The following is a 12695-nucleotide window of genomic DNA, read 5'->3' as shown; positions in this document are numbered from 1 at the left end:
TTTAAGGTTATTATTACCGGGGGATAGAATTGGACTCGCAGATCGGCCAGATAATTCACTCTTTCATGTATCAGTTTGTACGTTACTGTATTTTAAGGTTTTTTATTTTGGTTCTTGGACCTTTTATTTTATCCTGAATGACAGGAATAACATTTTTTGTTACATATTTCCCCCCGCGCGTCAGAATGCTATTTATTTTAATTCTTATCATGCTAATAAACTAAGCCAAAAGAAAAGATTGCCTTTTTAATCAATAATATTATTCCCGACACGGATATTGACGGAGGGGTAAAAAAGCGATCGCAGCGCAGGACAAGACCTGGGCAGCGAAATCTGCGATAATGAACGTTTATCACCCTAAACAGAGATGACTATGCAGTACCCGATTAACGAGATGTTCCAGACCCTGCAAGGCGAGGGTTACTTCACCGGCGTGCCTGCCATCTTTATTCGTCTGCAGGGATGCCCGGTAGGATGCGCGTGGTGTGACACCAAGCATACCTGGGACAAGCTGGCCGATCGGGAAGTGTCGTTGTTCAGCATCCTGGCGAAAACCAAAGAGAGCGACAAGTGGGGCCCGGCAAGCAGCGAGGATCTGCTGGCGATTATTGGGCGGCAGGGGTGGACTGCCCGCCACGTGGTCATTACCGGCGGTGAGCCCTGCATTCATGATTTAACGCCGTTAACCTCGCTTCTGGAACAAAACGGCTTTAGCTGTCAGATTGAAACCAGCGGCACCCATGAAGTACGCTGCAGCCCCAATACCTGGGTGACGGTTTCCCCGAAGGTCAACATGCGCGGTGGCTATGACGTGCTGTCTCAGGCCCTGCAGCGGGCGGATGAGATCAAGCATCCGGTAGGGCGCGTCCGCGACATAGAAGCGCTGGACGAACTGCTGGAAACGCTGAGCGATGACAAACCGCGGATCATCGCCCTGCAGCCGATCAGTCAGAAAGAAGATGCGACGCGCCTGTGTATCGACACCTGCATCGCCCGCAACTGGCGCCTGTCTATGCAGACGCACAAGTATCTGAATATTGCCTGATAAAAAAGCCCGGCAGCGTACTGACCGGGCTTTTTTTCGCTTACTCGCCGCGATAGACGCAGCCGGCGGTGCAGGTCTCTTTGACCATCACGGCGCTCAGCAGCGGCACCCGCGGTTTCATCTCATCCCAGATCCATTTGGCCAGCACTTCGCTGGTGGGGTTTTCCAGACCAGGAATATCGTTCAGATAATAGTGGTCGAGGCGATCGTATGTCGGCTTAAAGGCGGCCTTCAACTCGGCAAAATCCATGATCCACCCGGTATGGGGATCGACTTCACCGGTGATCTCCAGACGCACCATAAAGGAGTGGCCATGCAGGCGACCGCATTTGTGTCCTTCCGGGACGTGCGGCAGGTGGTGGGCGGCTTCGAAGGTGAAATCTTTAAACAGCGTGGTGGACATCATTGACTCTCAACAGGACGAAAAAAACCGCCGTAGGGTACCGGAAAGTACATTTTTTCGCATTAACTAAAACGGCCGTGAACAGAAAATGGACATGTTTATCTGCTTTATTTGATTTAATCTCTTATATTTCAATTGCTTATTTAATCGATTTTGTTGTTAATAACTACAACTAAAACAGGTTAGTCCATTTGGTTATTTATTATTTCCATCCCTTCTTTAATTGTTACTATGCCCGCCGTTAACCTTCTATTCTCTTCTGTTTTTGTCGCGCTGACAGGGTGCGAATAACAGCTTTGCTTACTGGAACAAACGACGCATGACGACACAGGCCCCACCTTCCAACTTGCTGCCGCTCAACCCGGAGCAACTGGCGCGCCTTCAGGCGGCCACCACTGACTTCACGCCCACTCAGCTCGCCTGGGTATCTGGCTATTTCTGGGGCGTGCTGAATCAGCAGTCCGGCGCGGCGGTAGCCGCCCCCGCCCCGGCCGCCGAGGTACCGACGATCACGCTGATTTCCGCCTCGCAAACCGGCAACGCCCGCCGCGTCGCCGAAGCGCTGCGTGACGATCTGCTGGCGGCGAAGCTGAACGTGAAGCTGGTGAATGCAGGCGATTATAAATTCAAACAAATTGCTGCGGAAAAACTGCTGGTGGTTGTAACGTCCACCCAGGGGGAAGGAGAGCCGCCGGAAGAAGCGGTCGCATTGCATAAGTTCCTGTTCTCTAAGAAAGCGCCGAAGCTGGACGGGACCGCGTTCGCCGTCTTTGGTCTCGGCGATACCTCTTATGAATTTTTCTGCCAGTCCGGCAAAGATTTCGACAACAAGCTGGCCGAGCTCGGCGCGGAACGTCTGCTCGATCGCGTCGATGCCGACGTTGAATATCAGGCCGCGGCCGCTGAATGGCGCGCGCGCGTGGTTGAGGCGCTGAAGGCCCGTGCGCCGGTCGCTGCGCCCGCTCAGCTGGCCACCAGCGGCGCGGTGAATGATATTCACACCAGCCCATATACCAAAGAAGCGCCCCTGACGGCGACCCTGTCGGTCAATCAGAAAATCACCGGCCGCAATTCAGAAAAAGATGTGCGCCATATCGAAATAGACCTCGGTGATTCCGGTCTGCGCTATCAGCCGGGCGACGCCCTGGGCGTCTGGTACCAGAACGATCCTCAGCTGGTGAAAGAGCTGGTGGAGCTGCTGTGGCTGAAAGGCGACGAGCCGGTGACCGTTGAGGGCAAAACTCTGCCGCTGTCGGAAGCCCTGCAGTGGCATTTTGAGCTGACGGTTAACACCGCGACTATCGTTGAAAACTACGCCACCCTGACGCGCAGCGAATCGCTGCTGCCGCTGGTGGGCGATAAAGCTCAGTTGCAGCAGTATGCCGCCGCGACGCCGATCGTCGATATGGTCCGTTTCTCTCCGGCGCAGCTGGACGCCGAGGCGTTAATCGGTCTGCTGCGTCCGCTGACGCCGCGCCTGTATTCTATTGCTTCCTCACAGGCGGAAGTGGAGAGCGAGGTGCATGTCACCGTAGGCGTGGTGCGCTATGAAATTGAAGGCCGCGCCCGGGCTGGCGGCGCCTCCAGCTTCCTCGCCGACCGCGTGGAAGAGGATGGCGAAGTCCGTGTCTTTATCGAACACAACGACAACTTTCGTCTGCCAGCCAACCCGGAGACCCCGGTGATCATGATTGGCCCGGGCACCGGTATTGCGCCGTTCCGCGCCTTTATGCAGCAGCGCGCTGCGGACGGAGCGCAAGGCAAGAACTGGTTGTTCTTCGGCAACCCGCACTTCACCGAAGATTTCCTCTATCAGGTGGAGTGGCAGAGCTATGTGAAGGAAGGTCTGCTGACCCGTATCGATCTGGCCTGGTCCCGCGATCAACAACAAAAAATCTATGTGCAGGACAAACTGCGCGAGCAGGGGGCCGAGCTGTGGCGCTGGATCAATGACGGCGCCCACATTTATGTCTGCGGCGACGCCAATCGTATGGCGAAGGACGTGGAAAACACCTTACTGGAAGTGATTGCCGAATACGGCGCGATGGACGCCGAAGCGGCGGACGAATTTTTAAGTGAGCTGCGCGTTGAGCGCCGTTATCAGCGAGATGTCTACTAATGAGCGAAAAACATCCGGGGCCTTTAGTGGTCGAAGGTAAACTGAGCGATGCCGAGCGCATGAAGCTTGAGAGCAACTACCTGCGCGGCACCATTGCGGAAGATTTAAACGACGGTCTGACCGGCGGTTTTAAAGGCGATAACTTCCTGCTGATCCGTTTCCACGGCATGTACCAGCAGGACGATCGCGATATCCGCGCGGAGCGCGCCGCCCAGAAGCTGGAGCCGCGTCATGCGATGCTGCTCCGCTGCCGTCTGCCGGGCGGGGTGATCACCACCACCCAGTGGAAGGCGATCGATAAGTTTGCCGCTGAGAACACCATTTACGGCAGTATTCGCCTGACCAACCGGCAGACCTTTCAGTTCCACGGCATTCTGAAAAAGAACGTCAAGCCGGTGCATCAGATGCTGCACTCGGTGGGGCTGGACGCGCTGGCCACCGCCAACGATATGAACCGTAACGTGCTGTGCACCTCCAACCCCTACGAGTCGCAGCTGCACGCTGAGGCCTACGAGTGGGCGAAAAAGATCTCTGAGCATCTGCTGCCGCGTACCCGCGCTTATGCCGAGATCTGGCTGGATCAGAAAAAGGTCGCCACTACCGACGAAGAGCCGATCCTCGGCCAGACCTATCTGCCGCGTAAGTTTAAAACCACGGTGGTGATCCCGCCGCAGAACGATATCGATCTGCACGCTAACGACATGAACTTCGTGGCGATTGCCGAAAATGGCAAGCTGGTAGGCTTTAACCTGCTGGTGGGCGGCGGTCTCTCTATCGAACATGGTAACAAAAAAACCTACGCCCGCACGGCGAGCGAATTCGGTTATCTGCCGCTGGAGCATACGCTGGCGGTGGCGGAAGCGGTTGTGACCACCCAGCGCGACTGGGGCAACCGTACCGACCGTAAGAATGCGAAAACCAAGTACACCCTTGAGCGCGTCGGTATCGAAACCTTCAAAGCGGAAGTGGAGCGCCGGGCAGGCATTAAGTTTGAGCCGATCCGCCCGTACGAATTTACCGGCCGCGGCGATCGCATCGGCTGGGTGAAGGGGATTGATGATAAGTGGCACCTGACGCTGTTTATTGAAAACGGCCGCATTCTCGATTATCCGGGTCGTCCGCTGAAGACTGGCCTGCTGGAGATTGCTAAGGTCCATCAAGGCGAATTCCGCATCACCGCTAACCAGAACCTGATTGTCGCCAGCGTACCGGAAGATCAGAAGGCGCGGATCGAGAAGCTCGCGCGGGATCATGGCCTGATGAATGCCGTCACCCCGCAGCGCGAAAACTCGATGGCCTGCGTCTCCTTCCCGACCTGTCCGCTGGCGATGGCGGAAGCCGAGCGTTTCCTGCCGTCGTTTATCGACAAGGTGGAAGGGGTGATGAGCAAGCACGGCGTGAGCGATGAGCATATCGTCACCCGCGTCACCGGCTGCCCGAACGGCTGCGGCCGCGCGATGCTGGCGGAAGTGGGACTGGTGGGCAAAGCGCCGGGCCGCTATAACCTGCACATCGGCGGTAACCGCAACGGCACCCGCATCCCGCGGATGTACCGTGAGAATATTACCGAGTCGGAAATTCTCGACTCGCTAGACGAACTGGTAGGGCGCTGGGCGAAAGAGCGCGAAGCGGGTGAAGGCTTCGGCGATTTTACGGTGCGTGCGGGCATCATTCGCCCGGTGCTCGACCCAGCCCGCGATTTCTGGGAATAACATCCTGGTGCCCGGTGGCGCGTAGCGATCCGGGCCAGCGAAACCCGTAGGCCGGACGAACGCAGTGTCGTCCGGCAAAACAGGCAAACGAGGTTCATATGTCCGTACTCGATCTAAACGCGCTTAATGCATTGCCGAAAGTGGAACGCATTCTGGCACTCGCGGAAACCAACGCCCAACTGGAAAAGCTTGACGCCGAAGGGCGTGTGGCGTGGGCGCTGGAAAATCTGCCGGGAAACTATGTGCTGTCGTCGAGCTTTGGCATTCAGGCGGCGGTCAGTTTGCATCTGGTGAATCAGATCCGCCCGGATATTCCGGTGATCCTCACCGATACCGGCTACCTGTTCCCGGAAACCTATCAGTTTATTGACGAGCTGACGGACAAGCTCAAGCTGAACCTGAAGGTCTACCGCGCGGCTGAAAGCGCGGCCTGGCAGGAGGCGCGCTACGGCAAGCTGTGGGAGCAGGGCGTTGAGGGCATTGAGAAATACAATGAGATCAACAAGGTTGAGCCGATGAACCGGGCGCTGAAAGAGCTCAACGCGCAGACGTGGTTTGCCGGTCTGCGCCGCGAGCAGTCGGGCAGCCGGGCTACGCTTCCGGTGCTGGCGGTTCAGCGCGGGGTGTTCAAGGTGCTACCGATTATCGACTGGGATAACCGCACGGTGTATCAGTACCTGCAAAAGCACGGGCTGAAGTACCACCCGCTGTGGGATCAGGGCTATCTGTCGGTAGGCGATACCCACACCACCCGCAAATGGGAGCCGGGCATGGCAGAAGAAGAGACCCGGTTCTTCGGGCTTAAACGCGAGTGCGGATTGCACGAGGGTTAAGCTGTTAGCTCTTCCTCTGAGTGATAATTCAAAAAGAACACGCGGGCGATACCGCGCGTTCTTTTGTGCGTATTAGCTTTTCTTCTCCACCTTCGCCAGCTCTTTCACCAGCGGCAGCATGACTTTCACTACCTCGCGTCCGCGGTGTTCGATGCGCCCGGGCAGCGCGTGGTCGATATACTGCTGATTATCCAGCTGGACGTCATGCCAACTGGTTCCCTGCGGGAAACTGGCCGATTTGCTCCGCTGCTGATAGCCATCTTTTTTGCCGAGTGACCAGTTAGTCGCCTCGACCGACAGCACCGGGATCCCGGCGTTGTCGAAGACGCTGGCGTCATTGCAGCAGCTGGTGCCTTTCGGATAAGCCGGGTTGAGTCCCGGGTTGGTGTAGGCGGCGATGCCCTTGCTGCGAGCGATAGCCAGCGCGCGATCGCGGGTCAGCTTGCGCACCGAGGCCGGCGTGCTGCGGCCGCTGTTGAAGTAAAGCTTATCGCCCACCACCAGATTATCGAGATTGATCACCAGCAGGGTATTTTTCTTTTCCGCTTCGCTCATCCGCTGCAGCAGGTTTTGCGCGCCGAGACGGCCTTCCTCTTCACCGCTGGTGGCGATAAAGCGGATGCCATAGCGGGTAGGGACGTTCTTTAAATGCTCCGCCAGCTCCAGCAATACGCCAAGTCCCATCGCGTTGTCGTCGATGCCCTGCAGCGTCAGGCCGCCGAGGTTGTTCTCCACGTCTTTATCGCTCTGCGGCGCATAGGTGTCGAGGTGTGCCATGATAATAATCTGCTGGCGCACTTTACCTTCATGGGCGGCGATCACCGTACTGCCGGTGGCGTTATGCCAGTTCTTGCGCTGATTGCTGTCGGTAAAGATATAGCGGGTATTGAAGCTTCGCACGTCGCTCTGATACCCCATCAGGGCGAACTGCTGGCGCAGATAGTCAGCTGAGAGCATTTCCGGCGGCGTTCCGGTCATTCGTCCCGGGAAGACGGTGGCGATATGGCGGGCCTGGCTACTGGCGGTGTCGCCCAGCGCGCTGAATGCGGGGGCGGCGGCAAAAACAAAACCGGTGCCGAGCGCCAGCGGAAGCAGACGGCGGCACAACGCGGAAAACATAAGGGGTCCTTACACGAACAAGACAATTTGACGCGTACAGTATGAAACTGTGACCGCGGTTAAACAATTTCAATTGCTCTTAAATAGCGGAAAAATAGCGCGTTAAGCACTTTTTGATATTTGTATTTCCGCCGCGTTATTCCTTTGCGTCACAACTCATTCCATTTCGTAATTTCATTTGCTCTAAGGCGCACCCTATAGTCGCAGTATCGCTGAATGTAAGAGAGTTGTTGCACCGTGGATTACTTGCCCCTTTTTGCCGAACTGAAACAAAGGCCCGTGCTGGTGATCGGCGGCGGCGAGATTGCTGAACGTAAGATCAAGTTCTTGCTGCGCGCCCAGGCGCAGGTGCAGGTGGTCGCTGAAACGCTGTCACCGGCGCTGGCCGATCTGGCTGCGCGCCAGGCACTCAGCTGGCGGGCGACGGAATTCAGCGACTCGCTGGTGGATGATGTCTTTCTGGTGATTGCGGCCACCGAGGATGAGGCGCTTAACCAGCGGGTATTTGCGGCAGCTAACGCGCGCTACCGGTTGGTCAACGTGGTGGATAACCAGGCGCTGTGCTCGTTTGTTTTCCCTTCTATCGTCGACCGTTCGCCGCTGCTGGTGGCGATCTCCTCCAGCGGTAAAGCGCCGGTGCTGTCGCGCATTCTGCGTGAAAAAATCGAAGCGCTGCTGCCGACGAATCTCGGTCGGCTGGCGGAATCAGCAAGCTACTGGCGCAACCATCTGAAAACCCGCCTGACGACTACCGAAGCGCGTCGCCGCTTCTGGGAGCGCGTCTTTACCGGCCGCTTCGCCAGCCTGATGGTGGCGGGCAACTCTGCGGAGGCGGAAAAGGCGCTGCAGGATGAGCTGGATAAGCCCGAACGTGAGACGGGAGAAATTATTCTGGTTGGCGCCGGGCCGGGCGATGCCGGGCTGCTGACCCTTCGCGGTCTGCAGGCGATCCAGCAGGCGGACGTGGTTTTCCACGATCATCTGGTGACTCAGCCGGTTCTCGAGCTGGTGCGCCGCGATGCCGAACTTATTTGCGTCGGCAAACGCGCCGGCGAGCACTCGGTGCCGCAGCATGAAACCAATCAGCTGCTGGTGGAGGCGGCGAAGGCGGGGAAAACCGTCGTGCGCCTGAAGGGCGGCGATCCGTTTATTTTTGGCCGCGGCGCAGAAGAGCTGCAGGCTGCCGCCGAGGCGGGGATCCCGTTCCAGGTGGTGCCGGGCGTCACCGCAGCCGCCGGGGCGACGGCCTACGCCGGTATTCCGCTGACCCATCGCGATTATGCGCAAAGCGCCGTCTTTGTCACCGGCCACTATAAGCCGGACAGCGCCCCCTTCGACTGGTCGCTGCTGGCGAAGAGCCAACAGACGCTGGCGATCTACATGGGCACCATGAAGGCAGCGGAAATCAGCGCGCAGCTGATCGCCCACGGTCGCGACAGCGACACGCCGGTGGCGGTAATTTCCCGTGGCACCCGTGACGATCAGCAGACGATAACCGGCACATTGCAACAACTCGAACACCTGGCGAAAGACGCCCCGATGCCCGCCCTGCTGGTGGTAGGCGAAGTGGTGCAGCTGCATCAGCAGCTCGCCTGGTTTCAACATACATCATCCGCCGAGGGGTTTAACGCTTCGGTGGTCAATCTGGCTTAAGGAACGGTTATGGACCAAAAACGACTCACTCACCTGCGGCAACTGGAGGCGGAAAGCATCCATATTATTCGTGAGGTGGCCGCCGAATTTTCTAACCCGGTAATGATGTACTCAATCGGGAAAGATTCCAGCGTAATGCTGCATCTGGCGCGCAAAGCGTTTTATCCGGGAACCCTGCCGTTCCCGCTGCTGCACGTCGATACCGGCTGGAAATTCCGTGAGATGTATGAGTTCCGCGACCGGACCGCCAAAGCCTACGGCTGTGAGCTGCTGGTGCATAAAAACCCGGAAGGGGTGGCGATGGGCATCAACCCGTTTGTCCACGGCAGCGCCAAGCATACCGATATCATGAAAACCGAAGGCCTGAAGCAGGCGCTGAACAAATACGGCTTTGACGCCGCGTTCGGCGGCGCGCGTCGCGACGAAGAGAAATCCCGCGCGAAAGAGCGCATCTACTCCTTCCGCGACCGTTTCCACCGCTGGGACCCGAAAAATCAGCGTCCGGAGCTGTGGCACAACTACAACGGCCAGATTAACAAAGGCGAAAGCATCCGCGTCTTCCCGCTCTCCAACTGGACCGAGCTGGATATCTGGCAGTACATCTATCTGGAAAATATTGAAATCGTGCCGCTGTATCTGGCCGCTGAGCGTCCGGTGCTGGAGCGCGACGGTATGCTGATGATGATCGATGACGACCGTATCGATCTGCAGCCGGGCGAGGTGATTGAAAAACGGATGGTGCGTTTCCGTACCCTCGGCTGCTGGCCGCTGACCGGCGCGGTGGAGTCTGAAGCGCAGACGCTGCCGGAAATTATTGAAGAGATGCTGGTATCGACCACCAGCGAACGTCAGGGGCGCGTCATTGACCGCGACCAGGCCGGCTCGATGGAGCTGAAGAAACGTCAGGGGTATTTCTAAGGAGCCGCCATGAACACGACCATTGCCCAACAAATTGCCAACGAAGGCGGCGTAGAAGCTTACCTGCACGCGCAACAGCACAAGAGCCTGCTGCGTTTTTTGACCTGCGGCAGCGTCGATGACGGCAAAAGCACCTTAATTGGCCGCCTGCTGCACGATACGCGCCAGATCTATGAAGACCAGCTCTCTTCGCTGCACAACGACAGCAAGCGTCACGGCACCCAGGGCGAAAAGCTGGACCTGGCGCTGCTGGTGGACGGCCTGCAGGCCGAGCGCGAGCAGGGCATCACCATCGACGTGGCCTATCGCTACTTCTCAACCGAAAAACGCAAATTTATCATCGCCGACACCCCGGGGCACGAGCAGTACACGCGCAATATGGCCACCGGCGCGTCCACCTGCGACCTGGCGATCCTGCTGATCGATGCGCGCAAGGGCGTGCTCGACCAGACCCGCCGTCACAGCTTCATCTCGACGCTGCTGGGCATTAAACACCTGGTAGTGGCGATCAACAAAATGGATCTCGTCGAGTTTAGCGAAGCGCGCTTCAACGAGATCCGGGAAGATTATCTGACCTTTGCCGAGCAGCTGCCGGGCAACCTTGATATCCGCTTTGTGCCGTTGTCGGCGCTGGAAGGCGATAATGTCGCCAGCCAGAGCGCGAATATGCCGTGGTACAGTGGCCCGACGCTGCTGGAAGTCCTCGAAACCGTAGAGATCCAGCGGGTGGTCGAGAGCCAGCCGCTGCGCTTCCCGGTGCAGTATGTTAACCGTCCGAACCTTGATTTCCGCGGCTTCTCCGGCACGGTCGCCTCCGGTACCGTGCAGGTTGGCCAGCGTCTGAAGGTGCTGCCGTCGGGCGTCGAATCGAGCGTGGCGCGTATCGTCACCTTCGACGGCGACCTGCAGGAAGCCGCCGCCGGCGAAGCCATTACCCTTGTGCTGAAAGATGAAATCGACATCAGTCGCGGCGACCTGCTGGTTGACGCGCAAGCCTCGCTGCCGGCGGTACAAAGCGCCAGCATCGACGTGGTGTGGATGGCCGAACAGCCGCTGACCCCGGGCCAGAGCTACGACATCAAAATCGCCGGCAAGAAGACCCGCGCTCGCGTCGACGCTATCCGCTACCAGGTCGATATTAACAACCTGACCCAGCGTGAAGTCGAGTCTCTGCCGCTGAACGGCATCGGCCTGGTGGAGCTGACCTTTGACGAACCTTTAGTGCTGGATCCGTATCAGCAAAACCCGGTGACCGGCGGGCTTATCTTTATCGATCGCCTGACCAACGTCACCGTCGGCGCCGGGATGGTCAACGAGCCGCACCTGCAGGCATCGACTTCGGCATCACAGTACAGCGCCTTCGAGCTGGAGCTGAACCAGCTGATCCGTAAACATTTCCCGCACTGGGACGCCCGCGACCTGCTGGGAGGCAAATAATGGCCCAGCATGACGAAAACGTCGTCTGGCATGCCCACCCTGTGACCCAACAGCAGCGGGAACAGCATCACGGCCATCGCGGCGTGGTGCTGTGGTTTACCGGCCTTTCGGGGTCGGGTAAATCCACCGTCGCCGGGGCGCTGGAGGAGGCCCTGCATGAGCGCGGCGTCAGCACCTATCTGCTGGACGGCGATAACGTGCGCCATGGCCTGTGCAGCGACCTGGGATTCAGCGATGAGGATCGCAAAGAGAACATTCGCCGCGTCGGGGAAGTGGCCAGGCTGATGGTCGATGCCGGGCTGGTGGTATTGACGGCATTTATATCTCCGCACCGTGCGGAACGGCAGATGGTGCGCGAGCGCCTCGGGGAAGGACGCTTTATCGAAGTGTTCGTCGATACCCCGCTGGCCATCTGCGAGGCGCGGGATCCGAAAGGATTGTATAAGAAAGCGCGGGCAGGGGAATTACGCAATTTCACCGGTATAGACTCGGTCTATGAGGCGCCGGAAAAGGCGGAAATTCATCTGGATGGTGAACAATTGGTAACAAATTTGGTGCACCAACTATTAGACCTGCTGCAACAGAGCGATATTATCAGATCCTGAAACGGCAGCGGCATCGAGGGGTGCCGGTTGCCCGGTCTACAGGATTCGATATGCGCAATACCCAGAACCTCAGTATTATTCGTTCAGAACCGCCTCCGGCGATCGGCGACGAGACCACCTGGTCTTTGTCGGGCGCTGCCGTGGGCTTTATTTCGTGGCTGCTGGCGCTGGGTATTCCCTTCCTTCTCTATGGCAGTAATACACTCTTCTTTCTCCTCTACACCTGGCCATTCTTCCTTGCGTTGATGCCGGTGGCGGTGGTGGTCGGTATTGCGCTGCACTCTCTGCTCAATGGCAAACTGCTCTATAGCGTCAGCGCGACCATCCTGACCGTTGGGCTGATGTTTGCGCTACTCTTCCTCTGGCTGTTGGGATAACCCGTTGCTGGTATGAATCAAGCATGGGTATCGACAGCAAAAATATGGTACAGTCCCCGCGTTACGCGGCATCGTCCGCGCGCCCCGGTAGCGTACCCGGGCGAGTTTTGGGATGATGATGCCGTTTTTCAGGGGGCAGGATGGGTAAACTAACGCTGCTATTATTAGCTTTGCTGGTCTGGCTACAGTATTCGCTGTGGTTCGGTAAAAACGGCCTGCATGACTACACGCGGGTTAACGACGACGTCACCGCCCAGCAGGCGACTAACGCCAAATTAAAAGCACGCAACGATCAGCTGTTTGCCGAAATTGACGACCTCAACGGCGGGCAGGAAGCGATTGAGGAGCGTGCGCGCAATGAACTCAGCATGACCCGCCCGGGCGAAACCTTCTATCGTCTGGTACCGGATGCGTCTAAACGCAATCAGGCATCGGGGCAACAGCAGAACAATCGATAACCAGGCCCAGGATTAC

14 protein-coding genes are annotated in these 12695 nt (G+C 57.8%); 11 read left to right on the top strand and 3 right to left on the bottom strand.

What is annotated here, in order from left to right:
* Positions 1-82: 82 nt before the first annotated feature.
* Positions 83-211: a hypothetical protein gene (locus KPHS_41980; protein ID YP_005228498.1), complete on the bottom strand. Its 129-nt coding sequence runs from the start codon at positions 209-211 to the stop codon at positions 83-85.
* Between the two features lie 162 nt (positions 212-373).
* Between KPHS_41980 and KPHS_41970 the strand changes: the two genes are divergently transcribed.
* On the top strand, positions 374-1045 hold the full coding sequence (locus tag KPHS_41970; RefSeq protein YP_005228497.1) for a coenzyme PQQ synthesis protein: 672 nt from the start codon (positions 374-376) through the stop codon (positions 1043-1045).
* Positions 1046-1085: 40 nt separating this feature from the next.
* Here KPHS_41970 and KPHS_41960 read toward each other — a convergent pair whose 3' ends face one another.
* Entirely contained in the window at positions 1086-1451 is a 366-nt protein-coding gene (locus KPHS_41960; RefSeq protein ID YP_005228496.1) for a putative 6-pyruvoyl tetrahydrobiopterin synthase, read from the bottom strand.
* Here KPHS_41960 and KPHS_41950 point away from each other — a divergent pair.
* From KPHS_41950 to KPHS_41920, 4 genes are all read left to right on the top strand, one after another.
* Positions 1451-1624 carry a hypothetical protein gene (locus tag KPHS_41950; RefSeq protein YP_005228495.1) on the top strand — a complete coding sequence of 58 codons (174 nt, stop codon included), beginning with the start codon at positions 1451-1453 and terminating at the stop codon, positions 1622-1624. The two genes, KPHS_41960 and KPHS_41950, sit on opposite strands and share 1 nt — an antisense overlap.
* 170 nt (positions 1625-1794) lie before the next feature.
* On the top strand, positions 1795-3567 hold the full coding sequence (locus tag KPHS_41940) for a sulfite reductase subunit alpha (protein ID YP_005228494.1): 1773 nt from the start codon (positions 1795-1797) through the stop codon (positions 3565-3567).
* On the top strand, positions 3567-5279 hold the full coding sequence (locus KPHS_41930) for a sulfite reductase subunit beta (protein ID YP_005228493.1): 1713 nt from the start codon (positions 3567-3569) through the stop codon (positions 5277-5279). The genes KPHS_41940 and KPHS_41930 overlap by 1 nt, the downstream gene beginning before the upstream one ends.
* A 98-nt stretch (positions 5280-5377) precedes the next feature.
* On the top strand, positions 5378-6112 hold the full coding sequence (locus KPHS_41920) for a phosphoadenosine phosphosulfate reductase (protein ID YP_005228492.1): 735 nt from the start codon (positions 5378-5380) through the stop codon (positions 6110-6112).
* Between the two features lie 72 nt (positions 6113-6184).
* Here KPHS_41920 and KPHS_41910 read toward each other — a convergent pair whose 3' ends face one another.
* A complete protein-coding gene (locus KPHS_41910; RefSeq protein YP_005228491.1) occupies positions 6185-7231 on the bottom strand; it encodes an alkaline phosphatase isozyme conversion aminopeptidase in 1047 nt (348 codons plus the stop codon).
* A 246-nt stretch (positions 7232-7477) separates the two neighbouring features.
* On the opposite strand from KPHS_41910, the gene KPHS_41900 reads away from it, so the two are divergent.
* From KPHS_41900 to KPHS_41850, 6 genes are all read left to right on the top strand, one after another.
* Positions 7478-8884 (top strand): siroheme synthase, encoded by a 1407-nt coding sequence (locus KPHS_41900; RefSeq protein YP_005228490.1) that lies wholly within the window; start codon positions 7478-7480, stop codon positions 8882-8884.
* Between the two features lie 9 nt (positions 8885-8893).
* Positions 8894-9802: a sulfate adenylyltransferase subunit 2 gene (locus KPHS_41890; RefSeq protein ID YP_005228489.1), complete on the top strand. Its 909-nt coding sequence runs from the start codon at positions 8894-8896 to the stop codon at positions 9800-9802.
* Between the two features lie 9 nt (positions 9803-9811).
* On the top strand, positions 9812-11239 hold the full coding sequence (locus tag KPHS_41880) for a sulfate adenylyltransferase subunit 1 (protein YP_005228488.1): 1428 nt from the start codon (positions 9812-9814) through the stop codon (positions 11237-11239).
* Complete coding sequence (locus KPHS_41870; protein YP_005228487.1) at positions 11239-11844, top strand: adenylylsulfate kinase; 606 nt, start codon at positions 11239-11241, stop codon at positions 11842-11844. Before KPHS_41880 ends, KPHS_41870 begins: the two co-directional genes overlap by 1 nt.
* Positions 11845-11894: 50 nt before the next feature.
* Positions 11895-12221 carry a YgbE gene (locus KPHS_41860; RefSeq protein YP_005228486.1) on the top strand — a complete coding sequence of 109 codons (327 nt, stop codon included), beginning with the start codon at positions 11895-11897 and terminating at the stop codon, positions 12219-12221.
* 140 nt (positions 12222-12361) lie between these two features.
* Positions 12362-12679: a cell division protein FtsB gene (locus KPHS_41850; protein ID YP_005228485.1), complete on the top strand. Its 318-nt coding sequence runs from the start codon at positions 12362-12364 to the stop codon at positions 12677-12679.
* Positions 12680-12695 lie beyond the last annotated feature (16 nt).

This window comes from Klebsiella pneumoniae subsp. pneumoniae HS11286, from assembly GCF_000240185.1.
Lineage (GTDB): Bacteria > Pseudomonadota > Gammaproteobacteria > Enterobacterales > Enterobacteriaceae > Klebsiella > Klebsiella pneumoniae.
This window is presented reverse-complemented; position numbering and strand designations above follow the sequence as displayed.